Source organism: Streptomyces sp. NPDC005263 (genome assembly GCF_042872365.1).
GTDB lineage: Bacteria > Actinomycetota > Actinomycetes > Streptomycetales > Streptomycetaceae > Streptomyces.
This window is the reverse complement of record NZ_JBIAKJ010000007.1, coordinates 262,970-284,357: the sequence shown is the minus strand read 5'-3', so window position 1 is coordinate 284,357 and position 21,388 is coordinate 262,970. Positions and strand designations below refer to the sequence as shown.

At 71.9% G+C, this 21,388-nt stretch carries 20 protein-coding genes; 4 read left to right on the top strand and 16 right to left on the bottom strand.

Annotated elements, in window-relative coordinates; genetic code table 11:
• Positions 1-2: 2 nt before the first annotated feature.
• A complete protein-coding gene (locus tag ACFYRY_RS29880) occupies positions 3-1,514 on the top strand; it encodes an APC family permease (RefSeq protein ID WP_389152280.1) in 1,512 nt (503 codons plus the stop codon).
• Positions 1,515-1,625: 111 nt separating this feature from the next.
• On the opposite strand, the gene ACFYRY_RS29875 is transcribed toward ACFYRY_RS29880, so the two are convergent.
• A complete protein-coding gene (locus tag ACFYRY_RS29875) occupies positions 1,626-2,141 on the bottom strand; it encodes a GbsR/MarR family transcriptional regulator (RefSeq protein ID WP_389152277.1) in 516 nt (171 codons plus the stop codon).
• Positions 2,142-2,214: 73 nt separating this feature from the next.
• Between ACFYRY_RS29875 and ACFYRY_RS29870 the strand changes: the two genes are divergently transcribed.
• The 3 genes from ACFYRY_RS29870 to ACFYRY_RS29860 all read left to right on the top strand — a co-directional run bounded on the left by ACFYRY_RS29870 (position 2,215) and on the right by ACFYRY_RS29860 (position 5,107).
• Complete coding sequence (locus ACFYRY_RS29870; RefSeq protein ID WP_389152274.1) at positions 2,215-3,141, top strand: ATP-binding cassette domain-containing protein; 927 nt, start codon at positions 2,215-2,217, stop codon at positions 3,139-3,141.
• A complete protein-coding gene (locus ACFYRY_RS29865; RefSeq protein ID WP_389152272.1) occupies positions 3,138-4,772 on the top strand; it encodes an ABC transporter permease in 1,635 nt (544 codons plus the stop codon). Before ACFYRY_RS29870 ends, ACFYRY_RS29865 begins: the two co-directional genes overlap by 4 nt.
• Positions 4,773-4,846: 74 nt before the next feature.
• Entirely contained in the window at positions 4,847-5,107 is a 261-nt protein-coding gene (locus tag ACFYRY_RS29860) for a hypothetical protein (protein ID WP_389152270.1), read from the top strand.
• Here ACFYRY_RS29860 and ACFYRY_RS29855 read toward each other — a convergent pair.
• The 15 genes from ACFYRY_RS29855 to ACFYRY_RS29785 all read right to left on the bottom strand — a co-directional run bounded on the left by ACFYRY_RS29855 (position 5,090) and on the right by ACFYRY_RS29785 (position 21,359).
• Positions 5,090-6,307, bottom strand: coding sequence for a cytochrome P450 (locus tag ACFYRY_RS29855; protein ID WP_389152268.1), 1,218 nt, complete (start codon positions 6,305-6,307; stop codon positions 5,090-5,092). The two genes, ACFYRY_RS29860 and ACFYRY_RS29855, sit on opposite strands and share 18 nt — an antisense overlap.
• 86 nt (positions 6,308-6,393) lie before the next feature.
• A complete protein-coding gene (locus ACFYRY_RS29850; RefSeq protein ID WP_356768031.1) occupies positions 6,394-7,059 on the bottom strand; it encodes a response regulator transcription factor in 666 nt (221 codons plus the stop codon).
• Entirely contained in the window at positions 7,056-8,414 is a 1,359-nt protein-coding gene (locus ACFYRY_RS29845; protein ID WP_389152266.1) for a sensor histidine kinase, read from the bottom strand. Before ACFYRY_RS29845 ends, ACFYRY_RS29850 begins: the two co-directional genes overlap by 4 nt.
• Positions 8,415-8,542: 128 nt before the next feature.
• Positions 8,543-9,217, bottom strand: coding sequence for a response regulator (locus tag ACFYRY_RS29840; RefSeq protein ID WP_389152264.1), 675 nt, complete (start codon positions 9,215-9,217; stop codon positions 8,543-8,545).
• Complete coding sequence (locus ACFYRY_RS29835; RefSeq protein ID WP_389152261.1) at positions 9,214-10,659, bottom strand: sensor histidine kinase; 1,446 nt, start codon at positions 10,657-10,659, stop codon at positions 9,214-9,216. The genes ACFYRY_RS29840 and ACFYRY_RS29835 overlap by 4 nt, the downstream gene beginning before the upstream one ends.
• A complete protein-coding gene (locus ACFYRY_RS29830; protein WP_389152258.1) occupies positions 10,652-11,866 on the bottom strand; it encodes an acyltransferase in 1,215 nt (404 codons plus the stop codon). Before ACFYRY_RS29830 ends, ACFYRY_RS29835 begins: the two co-directional genes overlap by 8 nt.
• Positions 11,859-12,827 carry an alpha/beta hydrolase gene (locus tag ACFYRY_RS29825; RefSeq protein ID WP_389152255.1) on the bottom strand — a complete coding sequence of 323 codons (969 nt, stop codon included), beginning with the start codon at positions 12,825-12,827 and terminating at the stop codon, positions 11,859-11,861. The genes ACFYRY_RS29830 and ACFYRY_RS29825 overlap by 8 nt, the downstream gene beginning before the upstream one ends.
• A gap of 343 nt (positions 12,828-13,170) precedes the next feature.
• Positions 13,171-14,118: an alpha/beta hydrolase family protein gene (locus ACFYRY_RS29820; protein WP_389152252.1), complete on the bottom strand. Its 948-nt coding sequence runs from the start codon at positions 14,116-14,118 to the stop codon at positions 13,171-13,173.
• 367 nt (positions 14,119-14,485) lie between these two features.
• On the bottom strand, positions 14,486-15,727 hold the full coding sequence (kynU, locus tag ACFYRY_RS29815; RefSeq protein ID WP_389152249.1) for a kynureninase: 1,242 nt from the start codon (positions 15,725-15,727) through the stop codon (positions 14,486-14,488).
• Positions 15,720-16,559: a tryptophan 2,3-dioxygenase family protein gene (locus tag ACFYRY_RS29810; protein WP_389152246.1), complete on the bottom strand. Its 840-nt coding sequence runs from the start codon at positions 16,557-16,559 to the stop codon at positions 15,720-15,722. Before ACFYRY_RS29810 ends, kynU begins: the two co-directional genes overlap by 8 nt.
• A 150-nt stretch (positions 16,560-16,709) precedes the next feature.
• On the bottom strand, positions 16,710-17,123 hold the full coding sequence (locus tag ACFYRY_RS29805; protein ID WP_389152244.1) for a DUF3151 domain-containing protein: 414 nt from the start codon (positions 17,121-17,123) through the stop codon (positions 16,710-16,712).
• Between the two features lie 111 nt (positions 17,124-17,234).
• Positions 17,235-18,701, bottom strand: coding sequence for an MFS transporter (locus ACFYRY_RS29800; RefSeq protein ID WP_389152241.1), 1,467 nt, complete (start codon positions 18,699-18,701; stop codon positions 17,235-17,237).
• Positions 18,702-18,812: 111 nt separating this feature from the next.
• Complete coding sequence (gene fbaA, locus ACFYRY_RS29795) at positions 18,813-19,844, bottom strand: class II fructose-bisphosphate aldolase (protein WP_389152238.1); 1,032 nt, start codon at positions 19,842-19,844, stop codon at positions 18,813-18,815.
• A gap of 157 nt (positions 19,845-20,001) precedes the next feature.
• Positions 20,002-20,550 carry an orotate phosphoribosyltransferase gene (gene pyrE / locus ACFYRY_RS29790; RefSeq protein ID WP_389152235.1) on the bottom strand — a complete coding sequence of 183 codons (549 nt, stop codon included), beginning with the start codon at positions 20,548-20,550 and terminating at the stop codon, positions 20,002-20,004.
• A gap of 20 nt (positions 20,551-20,570) precedes the next feature.
• The gene (locus ACFYRY_RS29785) at positions 20,571-21,359 is read right to left on the bottom strand and encodes an aldose 1-epimerase (RefSeq protein WP_389152232.1); all 789 of its coding nucleotides are present in this window, start codon (positions 21,357-21,359) and stop codon (positions 20,571-20,573) included.
• Positions 21,360-21,388: the final 29 nt, after the last annotated feature.

The following is a 21,388-nucleotide window of genomic DNA, read 5'->3' as shown; positions in this document are numbered from 1 at the left end:
CGATGGCAGTACAGGAGGGCGTCGCCCCCAACGCGGACACCGCCGGCGAGGAAACCGTCCATCGCCTCAAACCCAACGCCATCGGCCTGCTCGGCGTGGTCTTCATGGCCGTCGCGACCGCAGCGCCGATCACCGCGATGACCGGGAACGTGCCCTTCATGGTGTCGTCCGGCAACGGCATCGGCGCCCCGGCGAGCTATCTCGTCGCAATGGTCGTCCTGGCAATCTTTTCCGTCGGTTTCACGTCGATGGCGAAGCACATCACCTCCACCGGCGCCTTCTACGGCTTCATCTCCTTCGGCCTGGGCCGCACGGCCGGCCTCGCCTCCGGACTCCTCGCGACCTTCGCGTACGTCGTCTTCGAGCCTGCCCTCATCGGCATCTTCTCGACCTTCGCGACGACGACCCTCAAGGACCAGACGGGACTGCACGTCCCGTGGTGGGTGTTCGCGATCCTGATGCTCGCCGTCAACGCGATGGGCACCTGGTTCGGTGTCTCGGTCGCCGAGAAGCTGCTCGTCGTGCTCCTGGGCACCGAGGTGACGATCCTCGCGGCGATGGCGATCTCGGTCGCCCTGCACGGCGGCGGGCCACACGGCTTCACCTTCGGCCCGGTCAACGCGGTCAACGCGTTCCGGGGCACGAGTGCCGGCCTCGGCCTGTTCTTCGCCTTCTGGTCGTGGGTCGGCTTCGAGTCGACCGCGATGTACGGCGAGGAGTCCCGCGACCCGAAGAAGATCATCCCCAAGGCGACGATGATCTCGGTGCTGGGCGTCGGCGTCTTCTACGTCCTCGTCTCCTGGATGGCCATCACCGGCAACGGCGAGAAGGAGGCCGTGGCCGCCGCCTCGTCCGCGAACCCCCTCGCGCTGTTCTTCAACCCCACCGAGCAGTACGTCGGCCACTGGGCGGTCGTCGTCATGCAATGGCTGATGATCAGCGGCTCGCTGGCCTGCGGCATGGCCTTCCACAACTGCGCGGCCCGCTACATGTACGCGCTGGGCCGCGAGGGTGTCCTGCCGTCCCTGAAGCACACCATCGGCCGCACCCACGCCCGGCACGGCTCCCCGCACATCGCGGGCCTCGTCCAGACCATCGTGAGCGCCGTACTGATCGCGGCGTTCTGGATCGCGGGCAAGGACCCGTACGCCGGCCTGTACGTCCTCCTCGCCATCCTCGGCACCATGGCGATCCTCGTCGTCCAGGCCGTGTGCTCCTTCGCGGTGCTGGCGTACTTCCGATCCCACCACCCCGAGAGCCGACACTGGTTCAGGACCTTCACCGCCCCGCTCGTCGGTGGCCTCGCGATGCTCGCGGTCGTGGTGCTGCTGGTGTCCAACATGGGCGTGGCGGCCGGCTCGGAGTCCGGCTCGCTGGTCCTGAAGGCGACTCCGTGGCTGGTCGCCCTGGTCGCGGCGACGGGCATCGGGTACGCGCAGTACCTGAAGCGGCGGGACCCGTCCCGCTACGCGCTGCTGGGGCGGACGGTGTTGGAGGAGACGAAGGAGCGTTAAGGAGCGTTAGGGCCCTCTGACGGATGTTCGTGGAGAAGGAGCGGTGGTCGGCGCGTGCGATCGGCGGGTGGCCGGCGGGCGGGCCGAACGCCGCGACGCCGCGGAGATCCGTCAGAAGGACCCTGGCGCCTGGGAAGAGCCGAACGTTCGGTCCCGGTGGACGCGCCAGCGGTCCATCATGGCCGCGACCTCGCCCTCGAGGAACTCGAAGAAGGCGAGCGTCTCGGCCATCCGGCGGCCCGCGGGGGTCTGCGCGCCGAGGCTGGTGACGCCTTCGCGCAGGGCGCCCTCCCACCGCTTGAGGACTGCCTCGCGGTTGGTCAGGGCCTCGTACCACTGGTCGCCGCGCACCCGGTAGCGCTCCCGGCGCGAGCCGGGCTCCCGCTCGCGCGACACCATGTGCGTCTGGGCCAGGTAGCGCACCGCCCCGGACACCGCCGCGGGGCTGATCTTCAGCTGTTCCCCCAGCTCGGCGGAGGTCATCACGCCCTCGTCGGAGGCGAGCAGCGCGGCGAAGACCCGAGCCGCCATGCGCTGCATCCCCGCCTCGACGAGGTGCGCCGCGAACGACTCGACGAACCTCGACACGGCCTCCTCGTCCCGCCCGGCCCCGGCTGATTCCGTCATGGGTTCATCCTATGCGGGCTTTACGCAGTTCCTTAATTTCACAAATTTATGAACTCAGCGTAAGTTCCAAAACATGACGAAGGCAATCAGCGTCTCCGGGCTGCACAAGTCGTTCGGCGGGACGCGCGCGCTCGACGGCCTCGACCTGGACGTCGAATCCGGTGAGGTCCACGGTTTCCTCGGCCCGAACGGGGCCGGAAAGTCCACCACCATCCGTGTCCTGCTCGGCCTGCTGCGCGCCGACTCGGGCGCCGCGCAGGTCCTCGGCCGCGACCCGTGGGCGGACGCGGTGGGGCTGCACCGCCGGATCGCGTACGTGCCCGGCGATGTGACGCTGTGGCGCAACCTCTCCGGCGGTGAGGTCATCGACCTCTACGGCAGGCTGCGTGGCGGTCTCCACGCCGGGCGCCGCGCCGAGCTGATCGAGCGGTTCGAGCTGGACCCGACGAAGAAGGGCCGGACGTACTCGAAGGGCAACCGGCAGAAGGTCGCCCTCGTCGCCGCGTTCGCCTCGGACGTCGACCTGCTGATCCTGGACGAGCCGACCTCCGGTCTCGACCCCCTGATGGAGGAGGTCTTCCAGCGGTGCGTGGAGGAGGAACGGGACCGTGGCCGCACCGTCCTGCTCTCCTCGCACATCCTGAGCGAGGTCGAGGAACTCTGCGACCGGGTCAGCATCATCCGCCGGGGACAGACCGTCGAGACCGGCTCGCTGGCCGAGCTGCGGCACCTCACCCGCACCAGCGTGACCGCCGAACTCGCCGGTCCGCCGGGCGGGTTGGCGGGGCTGCCGGGCGTGCACGATCTGGACGCCCAGTCGACGGAAGGGGGCCGGGGGTGCCGGGTCCGCCTCCAGGTGGACACCGACAAGCTCGACGCCGTACTGCGCTCGCTCAGCGAGTCCGGCGTGCGGTCGCTGACGTCGACGCCGCCGACGCTGGAGGAGCTGTTCCTGCGGCACTACCAGGAGGACGTGGTCGCTCAGGGGGTGACCCGATGACCGCGACCGCCTTCGACCCACGGCCCACCGACGCGCGGCCCACCCGCTCACCGGCCACCTCCTCGCGCCAACTGGCCGGAACCGGCGTCCTGTTGCGTTTCGCGTTGCGCCGGGACCGCGTGATGATCCCGGTCTGGGTCGCGGTGAACGCGCTCATGGTCCTGTCCATGCCGAACACGCTGGAGGGCCTCTACGCCACCCCCGCCGAACGCGCCGACCTGTTCACGCAGATGTCGACCAACTCGTCGCTGCGCGCGATGGTCGGCCCGGTCTTCGACGACTCGATCGGTGCGCTGACCGCCTGGCGGGTCGGCGTGTACGCGGGCGCGCTGGCCGCCGTGACGAGCCTGCTCGTCGTGGTCCGGCACACCCGGGACGAGGAGGAGAGCGGCCGTCAGGAGCTGGTGGCCTCGGGCATGGTGGGCCGCCGGGCCTCCCTCACCGCGGCCCTGCTGGCGGCGGTGGTCGCCAACGGACTGCTGGCCCTGCTGGTCGTGGCCGGGCTGGCCGCCCGGGGAACCACCGGCGCGGTGGCGCTCGGGACCGGGATCGCGGGCGCCGGCATGGTCTTCGCCACGATGGCGGCGATCGTCGCGCAGCTCACGGAGAGCGCGCGGCTCGCCCGCGGACTGACCGCGGCGGTCCTCGGCGCCGCCTTCGTCCTGCGCGCGGCGGGCGACTCGGCCACCGACGACGGTTCCTCGGCGCTGACCTGGCTGTCCCCTCTCGGCTGGCTGGAGAACCTACGGCCGTACGCGGACGAACGCTGGTGGGTCCTGCTCCTGTTCGCGGCGGCTGTCGCCGGGCAGGCGGCGGTGGCGTACGCGCTCGCCGGGCGGCGGGACGTCGGCCTGAGCTTCCTGCCCACCCGGCCGGGGCCGGCGTCCGGCCGCCTGGCTTCGGCGGCGGCGCTGGCCTGGCGGCTGCAGCGCGGCAGCGTGCTCGGCTGGAGCGTCGGCTTCTTCCTCGCCGGCCTGGTCTACGGCGGCATGACCGAGGGCGCGGCCGACCTCGTCGGCGACAACGACAACGCCCGCCAGATCATCGAACGGATGGGCGGGCAGGCCGGCCTGACGGACGCGTTCCTGTCGGCGATGGTCGGCATGCTGGGCCTGGTCGCCGCGCTCTACGTCGTCGCCTCCGTCCTACGGCTGCACGGCGAGGAGACCTCCGGGCGCGCGGAACCGGTGCTGGCGAACGCGGTGGGGCGGCTGCGGTGGGCCGCCGGGCATCTGGTGATCGCCTTCGGCGGGGCCGCGCTGATCATGCTGCTCGCCGGAGTGGGCTTCGCCCTCGGCTACGGCAAGGAGGCCGGGCCGATCCTGGGCGCCTGCCTCGTGCAGGTGGCCGGCGTCTGGGTGGTCGGCGGTGTGGCGGTGCTGCTGCACGGGGTGGTGCCCCGGGCGGCGATGGCGGCCTGGGGTGTGGCCGGGGCGGTCCTGCTGATCGGCTGGGTCGGCCCCGCGCTGGACGTTCCGCGGAAGGTCCTGGACCTGTCCCCGTTCGGCCACCTCCCGAAGCTGCCGGGCGGGGAGATGGAGTGGGGGCCGGTAGTGGTGCTGCTGCTGGTGGCCCTCGCGCTGACGGGGGTGGGGCTGGCGGGGCTTCGGCGGCGGGACATGACGTCGTGACGTCGTCTTGGTCGTGGGGTGTGTTGTCGGGCGTGCGTGCGAACCGGGTGGGGGCGGCACGCGTCCTCCTGGGCATGAACCGGAATGCCATGGGGTGCGGTGGCTGTCTGCTGTCGATGGTGGGCGCGGTGACGGCGACAGGGCTGTGGCTCTCCTCCGCCCGCACCCGCGTCCACCTCGGCAAGGGCTTCGAGAACGAGGGCATGGACCTGAGTGTCCTGTTCACCGAGCTTCCCCTGGTGTTCCTCGCGGGAGCCGCCCTGCCGGCCCTCGTCCACGCCCTGCTCGCACGGGCGCTGGGCGGCAGAAGGGGCGCCTCAGACGACCACCGGTAGGCTCTCCAGGCCCCGGATCACGAAGTTCGGTTTCCGCTGCGGCTCCGCCGCCAGGCTCAGCGTGGGGGCCTTCTCCAGGAGTGCCGTCATGGAGGCCGCGAACTCGATGCGGGCCAAGGGGGCGCCGATGCAGTAGTGGATGCCCGCGCTGAAGGAGATGTGCGGGTTGTCCTCCCGGGTCAGATCGAGCCGCTCGGGGTCATGGAAGACCGCCGGGTCGTGGTTGGCGGACCCGAAGAGCATGGCGATCTCGGCGCCCCGGGGAATCACCGTGCCGTCGATCTCGATGTCGTCCAGCACCCAGCGTTCGAAGAGCTGCAGCGGGGTGTCGTAACGCATCAGCTCCTCCACGGCGGACGGGACCAGACGGTGGTCGGCGCGGAGGGCGGCGAGCTGGTCGGGGTTGCGGAACAGGGCCCACCAGCCGTTCACCGTGGCGTTGACCGTCGCCTCGTGGCCGGCGTTCAGCAGCAGCACGGCGGTGGAGATCATCTCCTGCTCGGTCAGACGGTCGCCCTCGTCGTGCGCCGCGATCAGCCCCGAGATGAGGTCGTCGCCGGGCTCCTTACGGCGCGCGGCGATCAGGTCCCGCAGGTAGTCCGAGAACTCGACGGACGCCCTGACCGCTCTCGCCGCCGTCCCGCTCGACGGGTTCAGCTCGTACATCCCGCAGATGTCCGCCGACCAGGGCCGCAGCGGTGCCCGGTCCGCCTCCGGGATCCCCAGCATCTCCGCGATCACCGCGACCGGCAGCGGTTCCGCCACGTCCGCCAGCAGATCACCGCCGCCGGCCTCCACCAGCGCGGACACCAGCTCACCGGCGAGCCCGTGCACATACGGCCGCAGCCGCTCCACCGTCCGCGGGGTGAACGCCTTCGACACCAGCCGCCGGATCCGGGTGTGGTCCGGCGGCTCCAGGTCGAGCATGCCGTGGTCGTTGAGCGTGTGGAACGGCTCGTGCTCCGGCGGCGGCGCCGTCCGCCCGAAGTCCTCGTGCGTGAACCGGTGCTGATACGTCCGCCCCAGCCGACGGTCCCGCAACAGCGCCGAGACGTCCGCGTGGTGCGACACCAGCCACTGATCGGTGGGCTCGTAGTACAGCACGCGGCCACGCTCCCGCAGGTGTGCGTAGCCCGGGTACGGGTGAGCGAGGAACGCCGGGTCCCAGGGGTCGAACGCGAGGTCAAAAGCAGCTGCCATGCCCGGACGCTAGCCCGCCGTCCCACCGTCTGACCAGGGGTGTCGACTCGGCGGCGCCGACGAGGCCCACGAGCGGCGGGTCCTCCTCAGCCCGGAGTGACCAGCCTGGCCTCGTACGCGAACACCGCCGCCTGGGTACGGTCCCGCAGGCCCAGCTTCACCAGGATCCGGCTCACATGCGTCTTGATGGTCGACTCGGCCACCACCAGCCGCTCCGCTATCTCCGAGTTCGACAGGCCCTGCGCGATCTGCACCAGCACCTCCGTCTCCCGTTCGGTCAGGTCGCCGTAGGCCGCCTGCGCGGAGGGCGCGAGACGTGGGGCGGCGGACAGCTTGGAGAACTCGGTGATCAGCCGCCTGGTCACCGAGGGCGCCAGCAGGGCCTCCCCGGACGCCACCACCCGTACCGCGTCCGCGAGTTGACGGGCCGAGGCGTCCTTGAGCAGGAAGCCGGAGGCTCCCGCCCGGAGCGCCTGGTACACGTACTCGTCCAGGTCGAAGGTGGTCAGCACCAGCACCTTCGTCGCGCCGTCCGCGGCGACTATCTCCCGGGTCGCCTCTATGCCGTTCAGCTCGGGCATGCGGATGTCCATCAGCACCACGTCCGGGGCGAGTTCACGGACCCGGTCGACCGCCTCCCGTCCGTTGACCGCCTCGCCGACGACCTCGATGTCCGGCATCGCGTTCAGCAGGACCGAGAAGCCCTCACGGACCATCATCTGATCGTCCGCGATCAGGACGCGGATGGTCATGCGTCACCCTCGCTCACCGGGGTCACCGAGGCCACCGGCAGGAACACCGTCACCTCATAGCCTCCGTCCTCCGACGGGCCCGCCGTCATCTCGCCGTTCAGCATGGAGACCCGCTCCCGCATACCGGTGATGCCGTGCCCCGCTCCGGGAGAGGGCTTCACCAGGGACGGCTCGGGCGGCGGGCCGTTGACTATCCGCAGGCCCAGCCCGCCAAGGACGTACCCGATCTCCACCCGGGCGCCGGCCCCCGGCGCGTGCCGCAGGCTGTTGCTCAGCGCCTCCTGCACGATCCGGTACGCCGACAGCTCCACGCCCTGCGGCAGTTCGCGCACCGCTCCGGTCACCGTCTTGTCGACGCTCAGTCCCGTGTCCCGCACATTGGCGAGCAGCAGGTCCAGGTCGGCGAGGGTGGGTTGCGGGGCGTCCGGGGCCTCGTAGTCCTCGGCGCGGACCACGCCCAGCACCCGGCGCAGTTCGGTGAGGGCCGCCACCGCGTTCTCCCTGATCGTGACGAAGGCCCGCTCCAGCTCCGGCGGCGGGTTCTCCACCCGGTAGGGGGCGGCCTCCGCCTGGATGGCGACGACGGACATGTGGTGCGCGACCACGTCGTGCAGCTCGCGGGCGATCGTCGTGCGCTCCTCCAGCAGGGTGCGACGGGAACGCTCGTGTTCGGTCACGGTCTGCTGGGCCGTCACCTCCTTCTCGGCCGTCCGGCGGGTGTGCCAGACGGCGACGACGAGGAGGATCAGCGCGGAGACGACCAGCATGGGCCCGGTGTTCGAGGAGTAGTGGCCTGCGCCGAGGATGAACTCCAACCCGATGCCGTAGGCCCCGGTCATGATCCACATCCAGGCAGCCGTGCGGGGCCCGGTCCGGACGGCGGCGACCGTCAGGACGACCAGGTGGGAGACGAAGCTGCCGGCCGGCCACGGCCAGTCGTCGTAGCTGTTGCCGAGCACCGCGGCGAACGGGGTGACCGCGATCGAGATCCAGAACGCGCCGGTCGGACGCAGCAGCACCAGCAGGATCGGGAACAGGGCCAGCAACGCGGTCAGCCCGCCAAGGGCTCCGCTGCCGTCGGCCGCGGAGGCGGAGGCGGCGATGATCGCCGCCAGCAGTCCGGCGAACGCCACCACGGCGTGCGGGGTCCAGGCCGCGTAGTCCCGCAGGCGGCCCGGCAGCCGCCTGGTCACGGGGCCGTCGACGCGCATACGGGGCAGCGGGTCGTACGCGAAGGCGTCGGTGAACAGCTCCTGTCGCAGGCCGCGCAGGGCGTCCGCGGCCAGCCGGTACTCAGGGCTGCGTGCTCTGGTTCCGCCCTGCGGCGTGGGGTGCGTCTGGGTCGTCTCGGTCACATACAGAACGGTAGGTGGAGGACGGGGTCGCGGTCGTCACCAGTGAGAGGGGTCCTTCGGGGTCCCTCTCAGGTACTACGAACACCGGCTGCCCTCACCGGCGCGGGGTCGCCGGCGCAGGTCAGCGTTCAGTACCCGGCGGGACGCACCAGTCCCGACTCGTACGCGAACACCGCCGCCTGTGTGCGGTCGCGCAGGTTCAGCTTCACCAGGATGCGGCCCACGTGCGTCTTCACCGTCTGCTCGGCGACCACCAGACTCTCGGCGATCTCCGCGTTGGACAGGCCCCGCGCGATCAGCGCCAGCACCTCCGTCTCCCGTTCGGTCAGACCTCCGACGCGTTCCTTGAGCGGGGCGCGGGGCCGGTCGCCCAGGCGGGAGAACTCGGCGATCAGCCGCCGGGTGATGCCCGGCGCGAGCAGTGCGTCGCCGGCCGCCACCACCCGTACCGCCTCCGCGAGTTGGTCCGCGGACGCGTCCTTCAGCAGGAACCCGGACGCGCCGGCTCTGAGCGCCTCGTACACGTACTCGTCGAGGTCGAAGGTGGTGAGCACCAGCACTCTGATGCCGGGCCGTTCGACGGTGATCCGGCGGGTCGCCTCGATGCCGCCGAGTTCCGGCATCCGGATGTCCATGAGGACGACGTCCGGGGCGAGTTCGGCGACCTGGGCGATCGCGTCCAGGCCGTCGACCGCCTGGCCGATCACCTCGATGTCGGGCTGGGTGTTCAGCAGCACCGTGAAGCCCTGCCGGACCATCTGCTGGTCGTCCGCGATCACTACGCGGATGGTGCCGCTCGTCATACGGTGTCGCCCTTCGGGTCGGTGGCCGGGTCCACGTACACGATGTAGCCCCGTGCCTCGTGGGGAGAGGCTTCCGTCGCACCGGGCGCCCGGTGAGCGTAGGCCAGGCCGTCGGCGAGGGTGGCCACCGGGATGAACGCGAACACCTCGTAACTGCCGTCGCGTCCCCTGGGCTCCGCGAACACGGCGCCGCCGAGCATGGTGGCCCGCTCCCGCATGCCGAGCAGCCCGTGCCCGGCGCCCTGCGACGGCGGCGCGGGCCTGGTGGGCGGCGAGTTGACCACTCTCACGGTCACGCCCGTCGCCGCGTAGTCGAGGCGGACGCGGGCGGTCGCGCCGGGCGCGTGGCGCAGTACGTTGCTCAGTGCCTCCTGGACGATCCGGTACACCGACAACTCCACGCCGGGCGGCAGGACCCGCCGTTTGCCGACGACGTCGAGAGTCACGGTCAGACCGGCGGCCCGGGTGTTCTCCACCAGCGCGGGGAGCCGGTCCAGGGTGGGCTGCGGGGCGTGCGGGGCGGTGTCGGTGTCGGCCTGGTCGGGCAGCCCCGGCCGGTCGGGGTGCTCCGCGCGCAGCACACCCAGGACCCGGCGCAACTCGGTCAGCGCGTCCAGCGCGTTCTGCCGGATGCCGGCGAGATTCTCCTTGAGTTCGTCCGGCGGGTTCTCGACGAGGTGCGGGGCGACCTGTGCCTGGATCGAGATGACGGACATGTGGTGGGCCACCACGTCGTGCAGTTCGCGAGCGATGCGGTTGCGCTCCTCCAGCAGGGTGCGCCGCGCTCGCTCCTCGGCGGTCATCGTGGTCTGCCGGCCGAGTTCCGCGCGTGCCTCGCGGCGGCCACGCACCGCGATGCCGAGCACGACGACGACCGCGAACAGGATGACCGCGAGCACCCCGGTGGGCTGGTAGTCGGCGGCGCCCCACAGGCCCTGTATCGCGTAGGTGAGAAGCGTGGTCACACCGAGCGCCTCGATGGACACCCGGGTGGGCACGCGCAGCGCGAGCAGCAGCAGCACGGCCATCTGCCCGATGATCCCGGCCGCCGTCCAGGGCCAGGTGAAGTCGTGGGCGCCACCGGCCAGCAGCTGTCGGCGCACCTCGACCGCGCCGCCGACCATGGCCGCCGTGGCGAGCAACCAGGCGGGGACGGGCCGCCACAGCGCGAACAACACCGCACCGCCCTGGGCGAGCCCGAGCAGGAAGGCGAGCTGCGTGCCCACTCCCCCGTTGTCCGCGAGCTGCGCCACGGCCCCCAACGTGACCCCGAACGCAACGACGCAGAGCAACCCGTGCGGCAGCCAGCGCACCCATACGGAGGGCGGCAGCGGGTGCGCCCGGACAGTGAGCAGATCGTCGCGGAGCACACGCAACCAACGCAGGACATACCGCCGGAGCATGTGCTCCACCCCCTCGGTCACGCGATCCAGCCTAGACATGACGCGCCCCCGCGCGTGGGGACGTCCGGTGCAGGCGGACCACCCGCGAGCGACCTGGGTACGCGGAACGCCGGCGGCCGCCCTGCTCGTGATGGCGGAACGCCGTCCAACACACCGCAAGCGCCAGGGTCAGCACCGGCAGCCAGGCCAGGCGGGCCGCGACCCAGTCCAGGCCGTCGGGGGCGGTGTGCAGGCCGGGCAGCCGGCCGACCAGGAGTCCGGTGGCCGTGGTGGCCATGAGGGCCGTCTGGTGCCAGAGGAATATCGTCATCGCGGAGAGGTTGACCAGCGCCACCGCCGCCCAGACCATCGGGCGCCGCATGGTCCGGCGCAGTCGGTCGCGCAGGAGCAGGGCCAGGCCGCACTGGGCGACACCGAAGGTGACCACGGCCAGCGTCGGCGGATACAGGTTGGAGACCTCGGCGCCGGGCACGCCGACCATCGACGCCGGGTAGCCGGCGAACGCGACCAGCAGCGCCGTCGTCACCGCGCCGCCCGCCAGCAGCAGCCCGCCCGCGCGACGACTGTCCAACTCGCCCCGCGTCCAGGCCGCGCCCAGGGTGTAGGGCACCAGCCAGCCCGCCGCCACGTTCACCCAGCCGAGCCAGGACGGGCCGCCGAGACCGAAGCGCAGAAGGTCCACATGGAGAACGACGGCCAGCGGCCAGAGCGGGTTGAGCCGTCGCACGAGCGGGGTCGCCGCGGTGAGGACGGCGAAGACCAGCAGGAACCACAGCGGGGACAGCGCCAGCTTCACCAGCGTGCGCACGGTCCCGAACTCGGCGCCCGTCAGGAGGAGGGCGGTCGCCGTCACCGTCCACAGGGTGAGGACGGCCGTGACGGGCCTGAGCAGGCGGGCCAGCCGGGCCGCCAGCCACTGGCCGTACGTCGTGCCGCGGGCGCGGGCCGAGGTGTAGCCGCGGGTCGCCACATGACCGCCCACCAGGAAGAACACGGCGAGTGTCTGGAAGGCCCAGGAGATCGGGGCCAGCCAGGGCATGTGCTGGAGCGGGCTCGCGGTGCGCAGTCGACCACCGTGGGAGACCAGGGCGGTCACCAGCCAGTGCCCGAGCACCACGCCGAGTATCGCGAGGGCGCGCAGCGCGTCGACGGCGCGGTCCCGCTCGGCGGGGGTGGCCGCGTCGACCCGGTCGGCGCCCTGTCGTATGCGCGCCCACACGCGGTGCGGGGTCTTCGTCTCAGGCACGGGTGACCTCCGAGGCCGCTCCGAGGACGATCCGGGCCAGGTTGGTCAGCGAGACCGATCCGGGTGCGAAGTAGTCGCTGTGACCGCCGTCGCCTGCGGCGAAGACGCGGGCCCCGAACGACGGGGAGGTCGGGTCGGTGCCGAAGCCGACGGTGGTGCCGAACAGGTCGGTTTTGACGTGCGGCACCTCGCCCACCCAGTCGTCGGCGCCGCGGGCCGCCCATACCCGGGCCCGGGTGCGCAGGCCGGCCGCGGTGTCGGCGCCGGTGCCGGGGCTGCCGACCAGGGCGATGTCGTCCACGTCCAGGCCGGCGGCGGCACGCCCGCAGACCACCGAGCCGTACGAGTGGCACAGCAGGGACAGCCGGGCCTTCTCCCCGACGATGCCGCGCAGTTGCCGTATGAACTCCCGCAGCCGCGGGGCGGCTTGTTCGGCGCGGCCGCTGGTGGCGACGGTGAGGCTGACGGTGGCCGGTGTCTCGTAACCGAGCCAGGCCACGACCGCGGTGCGGTGCCCGGTCCCCGTCCCGGTCCCGGTAGCGGTCCCGGTCCTGGTCCTGGTCCTGGTCCTGGTAGCCGTGCTCTCCGCGGTCTGTCGGTTCAGCTCCGTCCGCAGGTGGGTGGCCGTCGCGCGGAAGCGGTCGTAGGTGTCGAGTGAGGTGTCGGAGCCGGGGACCAGGACCGCGACGCGGTCGGCGTGCGCCAGGTCGCCGAGGACCTCCGCCGTACGACCGGCACCGCGGCCGTCGAAGGTGAGGAAGTGACGGGAGAGTGCGGCCATCGCACGGTCCGTCGCGGCGCGCGCCCTGTCGTCGTGGGCGTCGGCCATCCGGGACGCCCGCTCGGCGTTGGCCCGGTTCGCCGCGTACGCGTCCTCCAGGGTGGTCGCCGTCACCTTGCCCAGGGCGGCGGGAGCAGGCGCGGGGATCGCGGGTCGGGCGGCGCCGGAGAGGGGAACCACGACGGCCGCGGTGACGAGGACGGCGAGAAGACCACGCCGCCACCTCTGCGCACGGCGCCCGCCCCCGACCCCGTCTCGTGCCCCTGCCCCTGCCCCTGCCCCTGCCCCTGCCCCTGCCCCTGCCCGCGAACCAAGCCCCACCGTCGCGTTCCTTCCAGTCCGCCCGGTCATCGGGCTTGTATGGAAGGGAAGTTACGGATCCGTGCTCGTCGTCCGCGTCACGCCCGGGAGCTCACCTGCGAGGTAGCTCTCAAGTACTACGGGTACGACCGGGACCGGGACCGGGACGGGTCAGGGATTAGCCCGGCGAGGGCACCGGGCCGGACCACGGCACCCGCGCAGGTCACCACGCCAACTGCGCGATCTCCTCCGCCACCACCGCGCACGCGTCGGCGGCCGGGTCGATCAGCGGGAAGTGGCCGACGTCCGCCAGCATCGTCATGCCTACGACCTCGCCCGCCTTCGCCGCCGCGTCGGCGTACGCCTCGGCGACCGCCTCCGGGACGACCTCGTCCGCGCGGCCCTGGACGATGGTCGTCGCGATGCCGGTGGGGAGCAGGAGCGCCGGGTCGGCGTAGGGGCGGCGTTCGGTGAACTGCGCGTCGCCGCCCAGCAGTTGGCGGCAGGCGCCACCGCACACGTCCAGCTTGTCCGCGACCGCGAAGTCGGCGATCGGGGCGAGCGCGACCACGCCCCGCAGCGGGGCCGGACGGTCGATGCGCCACGGGGCGTCGGCGGGCAGGAGGTGCCGGGCCGCCGCCCACAGGGCGAGGTGGCCGCCCGCCGAGTGGCCGGTGACCACCATGCGGCGCGGGTCGGTCTGCGGGAGGGACGCCCGGGCCAGGGCGGGCAGCGCGTCCAGCGCGGCGGCGACGTCGTCGAAGGTGTCCGGCCAGCGGCCCGCGACCGGCCCGGCCTCGCCCTCGTTCCCACCCCCACGCGCGTCTTCCTCGCCCGCACCTCCGCGCGGATCCTCCGCACTGTCGCCCCCGCGCCGGTACTCCACGCTCGCCACGCCGAACCCCCGACGCGCCAGGTAGTCCGCGAACGGGGAGATGTGGCGGCGGTCGTACGGCGCCCGCCAGGCGCCTCCGTGCAGCACGACGACCAGCGGCACCGGACCGCCCGGACCCACTCCCTCGTGCGGGGCGTAGAAGTCGATCACCTGGTCGGGGTGATCGCCGTACGCCGCGGTGGTGTCGGGGTCGACCGCCGGGTGCGAGCAGGCCGACTCCTCTTCGGCTGCGGCACGGGCAGCTTCTCCATCGCGAGCTGCGGCGTCGTCCGGCATGCTCCAACCTCTCAGCGGCGAAACGTATGTGACGGACCGGGAAAGATCCCCAGGAGAGAATTCGGCCGTTGGCGGGGACGGTATCAGGCCCATGACGTGCACGGACACGGGGATGTCACGCTCGGTGAGGCTCGGACGGTCCTACTTCCGCGTCGCGCCGAAGGGGCCGCCCGCCCGGGAGACCGGCCCGTTGCACCATGCCGACCATTATGTCCGCCGCGTCCGACACCGTGCGTCCCGGAAGACGTACCGGCTGTGTCCGTACGGTCGTGCGCGGTACCGCAGTACCGCAGTACCGGGTACCGCCGTCCCGCCGTCCCGCCGCACGGAAACAGCCGGTAGACCTGGGCAGGCCCAAGTAGTCCCGTCAGCCGCCCCCGCCCCCCAGGATCCCCGCAAGCACCCCCGCCGCCCGCTCCACATCCGCGAACCCGACGTACAGCGGTGTGAACCCGAAGCGCAGCACGTCCGGGTGCCGGAAGTCCCCGACGACGCCCTGGTGGATCAGCCGCTCCATGACCTGGCCGGCGTCCGCGCAGCGCAGCGCGACCTGGCTGCCCCGCTCCCCGTGGGGCACCGGAGTCAGCGACTCCACGCGGCCCGCCGGAACGTACCGGGCCACGCACTCCAGGAAGAAGTCCGTCAGCGCGAGGGACTTGGTGCGGACGCTCTCGATCGAGACGCCGTCCCACACCTCGAGGGCCGCCTCCAGGGCGAGCATGGAGAGGATGTCGGGCGTGCCGACGCGTCCACGCGGGGCGCCGGCGGCCGGTGTGTAGTCCGGACGCATGCCGAAGGGGTCGGCGTGCGAGTTCCAGCCGGGCAGCGGGGAGTCGAAACGGTCCTGCAGGTCGCCGCGTACGTACAGGTACGCCGGTGCACCCGGGCCCCCGTTCAGATACTTGTAGGTGCAGCCCACCGCCAGATCGACCCCGTGCTCGTCGAGCCCGACCGGCAGGGCGCCCGCGCTGTGGCACAGGTCCCAGACGGCGATCGCGCCCGCCGCGTGCACGGCGGCCGTCAGACCGGGCAGGTCGTGCAGCCGGCCGGTGCGGTAGTCGACGTGGTTCAGCAGCACGGCGGCGGTACGGTCGCCCAACACCCCCGGGATCTCCGCCGGTGTCACCGGGCGCAGGGTGCAGCCCGTCATCCGGGCCGCCGACCCGGCGATGTACCCGTCGGTCGGAAACGTGGTCGCGTCGACGACGATCTCGTCACGACCGTCGCGACCGTCGCCCCCGCCCCCGTCGGCGAGCCGCGCCAGCCGCACCGCCCCCACAAGTGCCTTGAACACGTTGACACTCGTGGAGTCGCCGACCACGATCTGTCCGGCCGCCGCGCCGACCAGCGGGGCGATCCGGTCGCCGATCCGCTCGGGCGCGGTCCACCAGCCGCTCTCCTCCCAGGAACGGATGCGCAGCTCGCCCCACTGCCGCCGTACGACATCCTCGACGCGCCCGGGGACGGCCGTCGGCAGCGCGCCGAGCGAGTTCCCGTCCAGGTACACGGCCTCGTCCAGGACGAACCGCGCACGCACCCCCGCCAGTTCGTCACCGGCGTCCAACTCACGTGCCTTGACGCCGATTTCAGACAAGGGGAGTTCAGACATGGGAGCGCGCCGTCCACAGCTCCGGGAACACGTTCTTCCGGGCGCGCTTCTCCAGCCAGGCGACCCCGGCGGAGCCGCCCGTGCCGGCCTTGGAGCCCATCGCGCGGCGGGTGGCGACCAGGTGGTCGTTGCGCCAGCGCCACACCAGCTCGGCCACGTCGGTCAAGGCCTCGCCGAGGCGGGCGAGTTCGTCGCTCTCGTCACCGGAGTAGAGGGCCGTCCAGACGGCCTCGACCTGGTCGGACGGCTCGTACCGCTGTGAGACGTCACGCCGCAGCACCTCCCCGGGCACGGCGTGCCCGCGCCGGGCCAGCAGCCGCAGCACCTCGTCGTACAGGCTCGGCTCGTGCAGTGCCTTCTCCAGCTCCGCGTGCACCCGGGGCGCGCTGCGGTGCGGGACCAGCATGGAGGCGGACTTCTCGCCGAGCAGGAACTCCATCCGGCGGTACATCGCCGACTGGAAGCCGGAGCCTTCCCCGAGGGCGCTGCGGTACGCGTTGAACTGGGCCGGGGTGAGCTGTCCGAGCGGCCGCCAGGAGGCGTTCAGCGCCTCCAGCTCCCGTACCGAACGCTTCAGCGCGGCGACCGCCACCGGTACGTCGTCCTCGCGCAGGGCCCGCGACGCGGTCTCCCACTCGTGGACGATGACGGTGAACCACAACTCCATCACCTGGGTCGTGACCAGGAAGACCATCTCTCCGGGATCGTCGGAGAGGGTGTGCTGGAGGTGGGTGAGCACGTCCGCCTGTACGTAGTCCTCGTACGGGGTCGTGCCGTGGAAGTCGAGATGCGGGGTCTCGGGCTCCTGCGTTTCCTGAGCCTCGTGGGACATCGCTGTCTCCTGTTGTGTACTCCGGGTAGCGGTCCGCCCCTGCCGTTACCGACACGGGGGCCCCGGTCCCCGCCGGGCATCTTCTTCGATGGTCCGCCGAAAAGGCAAGGCCCGCCTGATCACGCAGGCGGGCCCGGAAGGGAGGACGACTCAGCCCAGGGTCTGGGCGGCCGCCGGGGAGGAGTCCTTCAGGAACTGGGAGCAGCGCTCGTACTCCTCCTGCTCGCCGATCGCCTGCGCGGCGCGGGCGAGGGCGTGCAGGGCACGCAGGAAGCCCCGGTTCGGCTCGTGCTCCCAGGGGACCGGCCCGTGGCCCTTCCAGCCGCTGCGGCGCAACGCGTCCAGGCCGCGGTGGTAGCCCGTACGGGCATAGGCGTACGACTCCACGACACTGCCCCGCTCGTAGGCCTCGTCGGCCAGCTGGGCCCAGGCCAGCGAGGAGGTCGGGTACTTCGCGGCCACATCGGTGGGTGCGGTACCGCCGGCGAGCAGCTCCCGCGGCTCGGGGTCGTCGGGGAGGTGGGTCGGGGGCGGGCCCCCGAGAAGGTTCTCGTGAATGGACATGGGACAAGTCTCCTCCATCCGGGGCGCGACAGCCCGCCGCCGTACTCCGTGGACCGCCACCGTCGTCGCCCGTCCCCCTACGACCACCGTCCAAGCCTCAGCCCCAGCCCCCTACGACAACCGCCCCCGAGCCCGCTCCCCCTCCAGCGGCGGCGCCGTCACGGACCCGTGCGTCAGGCACTCCGGCGTACGGCAGCCCGGCGGGGGCTTCCGTACCTTCGCGAAGGCCACCGCCGACCCGACCGCCAGCACCGCCGCGCACACCACCATGGCCCGCCCGAACGCGGCGTCGAAGGCCTGCGGCGACCGGTACGACTCCTCCCCCATCCCGGTGATCAGCGGCAGCGCGGCCACCGCGATCAGCCCCGCCGCCCGGGCCGCCGCGTTGTTGATGCCGCTGGCCAGCCCGGCCCGCGCGGTGTCCACGGACCCGAGGACGGTCGCCGTGAGCGGAGCGACCAGGGTCACCATCCCCAGCCCCAGCACCAGCAGCGCGGGCAGCACATCGGTGACGTACGAGGCCCCCGGCCCGACCCGCAGCATCAGCAGCATCCCGGCGGCGCACAGCAGCGGCCCCACCGTCAGCGGGATCCGCGGCCCGATCCGGGTCGCCAGCTCACCGGAGCGCGCGGACAGCAGCAGCATCAGGGCGGTCGTCGGCAGCAGGGCCGTACCGGCGCCGAGGGCCGTGTAGCCGACCGTCACCTGGAGCTGGAGCGCGGCGAGGAAGAAGAACCCGCCGAAGGCCGCGTACACGCACAGCGTGACCAGGTTGACCGCGGTGAACTGGCGGGACGCATAGATGTCGAGCGGCATCATCGGATCGGGTCGGCGCTTCTCGACGTTCACGAACGCCACCGCGGCGGCCAGACCGGCGACGGCCGAGACCACGACGACCAGGGTTCCCGAGCGGGCCTCGATCAGCGCGTACGTGACCAGCGCGAGCGCCGCCGCGCCGAGGACCGCGCCGAGCACGTCGAAGCGGCCGTGGGTACGGCTGTCCGCCGACTCGGGAACATGCCGTACGGCGATCGGGGCGCACAGCAGCGCCAGCGGCACGTTGAGCAGGAACACCCACCGCCAGCCGGGCCCGTCGACCAGCCAGCCCCCGACGAACGGTCCGACGGCCGCCCCGACCCCGCCGAACCCCGACCACAGGCCGACGGCGCGCCCCCGGTCGTCGGGGTGGAAGGAGGCCTGGATGAGGGCGAGGGAGCCGGGGGTGAGGAGTGCGCCGCCGACCCCTTGCAGGGCACGGGCGGCGACCAGCACCCCGACGTTCGGGGCCATGCCGCACAGCAGGGAAGCCGCGGCGAACCAGACGACACCGACGACGAAGACCTTGCGGCGTCCGAGGCGGTCGCCCAGGGAGCCGCCGAGCAGGATCAGCCCGGCCAGCGTCAGTGTGTACGCGTTGATCGTCCACTGGAGGGCGGCGAGGTCGGCGTCGAGGTCACGGCCGATGCGGGGCAGGGCGACGTTGACGACGGTCGAGTCCAGCAGCGCCATGCTGGAGCCGAGGACGGTGGTGAGCAGGATCCACTTGCCCTGCGGGGAGGCCAGCCGGACATCGGGCATGCCCCAGGTATACAGCGAGCCCGGTGCCGTGGCACCGGGCTCACCTCAAGCCGCCGTAAAAGGCCGCCATAATCGGCCGCCGCAGAAGGCGCCGTGAAGGAAAGGAAAGAGCTACTTGATCTTCGTGCCCGCCGAGCGCAGGTTCTGCGTCGCCTCGACGACACGCGCGGCCATGCCCGCCTCCGCCAGCTTGCCCCAGGTGCGGGGGTCGTAGGTCTTCTTGGAGCCGACCTCGCCGTCGACCTTCAGGACACCGTCGTAGTTGCGGAACATGTGGTCGGCGACCGGACGCGTGAAGGCGTACTGGGTGTCGGTGTCGATGTTCATCTTGACCACGCCGTTCTCCAGCGCGGTGGCGATCTCCTCCGCGGAGGAGCCGGAGCCGCCGTGGAAGACGAAGTCGAACGGCTGGGAGCCGGCCGGCTTGCCGTACTTCGCGGCCACACCGTCGTTCAGCTGCTTCAGGAGCTCGGGACGCAGCACCACGTTGCCCGGCTTGTACACGCCGTGGACGTTGCCGAAGGAGGCGGCCAGCAGGTAGCGGCCCTTCTCACCCAGGCCCAGCGCCTCGGCCGTACGCACCGCGTCGTCGACCGTCGTGTACAGGGAGTCGTTGATCTCGTGCGAGACGCCGTCCTCCTCGCCGCCGGTCGGGGTGATCTCCACCTCGAGGATGATCTTGGCGGCGCGGGCCTTCTCCAGCAGCTCCTGCGCGATGGCCAGGTTGTCCGCCAGGGTCTCCGCGGAACCGTCCCACATGTGGGACTGGAACAGCGGGCCCAGACCGGCCTGGACGCGCTTCTCGGAGATCGCGATCAGCGGCCGGACGTACGTGTCGAGCTTGTCCTTGGGGCAGTGGTCCGTGTGCAGGGCGACCGTGACCGGGTACTTCTCGGCGACGATGTGGGCGAACTCGGCGAGCGCGACCGCGCCCGTCACCATGTCCTTGCTGTACTGACCGCCCAGGAACTCGGCGCCACCCGTGGAGATCTGGATGATGCCGTCGCTCTCGGCCTCCGCGAAGCCGCGCAGCGCAGCGTGCAGGGTCTGGGTCGAGGTCACGTTGATGGCCGGGTAGGCGAACTTGCCTGCCTTCGCCCGGTCGAGCATCTCGTTGTAGACCTCGGGGGTTGCGATGGGCATCTGTCCGCTCCTTGGTATGTGCGGTTGGCGTTCTGCGTCCTACGGCCCTGACCTAGACCTTGGGGGTGACGTCATCGTCGGCCCCATCTTTCCAGACTTGACCGGATGGGCCCTCCCAGGTGTCCAAGGTGTGGATAACCCGGCACCTGTGGACACCTCAGTCCAGGCCCAAGTCGTCCTTGGAGTAGGCGAAGAGGTACGGCACACCCGCACCCTCCTGGATCTTCTCGGCGGCGCCGGTCGCCCGGTCGACGATGGTGGCGACGGCGACGACCTCGGCACCCGCCTCGCGCACGGCCTCGACGGCGGCGAGCGGGGAGCCACCGGTGGTGGAGGTGTCCTCGACGACCAGGACCCGGCGGCCCGCGATCTCCGGCCCCTCCACCCGGCGCTGCAGCCCGTGCGCCTTGGCCGCCTTGCGTACGACGAAGGCGTCCAGCTTCCGGCCACGGGCGGCGGCCGCGTGCAGCATGGCACCGGCCACCGGGTCGGCGCCCATGGTCAGCCCGCCCACCGCGTCGAACTCCAGGTCGGCGGTCACGTCCAGCAGCACCTGTCCCACCAGCGGGGCGGCCTCGCCGTCGAGGGTGATGCGTCGCAGGTCGACGTAGTAGTCGGCCTCCAGACCCGACGACAGGGTCACCTTGCCGTGCACGACGGCCTTGTCCTTGATCTGCTGCAGCAGCGCGCCGCGAACGTCAGTCATGCCTGTCAGCTTAGGGGCCCTCAGAGGCGACGCCACGTCCACGTGGTGGTGGCTTCGAGCGGCTCCAGCGGTGTGACCAGTCGCGGCAGAGTGTTCAGTCCGTCGGGCGGTCCGGTCTGCGGCTCCACGCACACGGCCGCCTCCTGCTCGTCGTACACGACGACCCACTGTTCGGGGCTGGTGACCCGCAGCTCCAGCCACCCCGGCCATGTCAGCGTGACGTCGACGCCGTCCGGCATGCCGAAGCAGTCGTCCCAGGGGCCGGGCTTCGGGTCGAGACGGTTGCCGGTCGGCAGGTGGTCGTCGCCGCGCTCCTCCTGCCAGGCGGCCGAGAAGTCGAGCGTGACGTCCTCCCGCCCCAGGTTCCGGTTGAACCAGGGGTGCCAGCCGATCTGGGCCGGGAAGGAGGAGTCGTACGTCTCCACGGCCATGGTCAGGGTCAGCGCGTCCCCGGTCAGGCCGACCACCTGTGTGACCCGGCCCGGGTAGGGCCAGGGCTCGACCAGGTCGTACGTGATGACCGCCTCGTCGTCGGTGACGCGGGCGGTGCGCCAGGCACCGTCGCGGGCGGTGCCGTGGATGGCGTGCGGCGGGGAGTTGAGCGGCATCTGGTGGACGGAGCCGCCGTCCCTGAACCGGCCGTCCCTGGTCCGGCCGCACCAGGGGACCATCGGGAAGCAGCCGAAGCGCTCGCCCTGCCTCAGGAGCTCGACCCCGTCGACCCGGAGCCCTCCGATACGGCCACCATTGCCCGGCTGCACGGTCACTTCCGCGTCGCCCGCGGTCAGCGTGATGTCTTCGTTACTCACGGGACGACCCTACTGGGGTGATCAAGGGG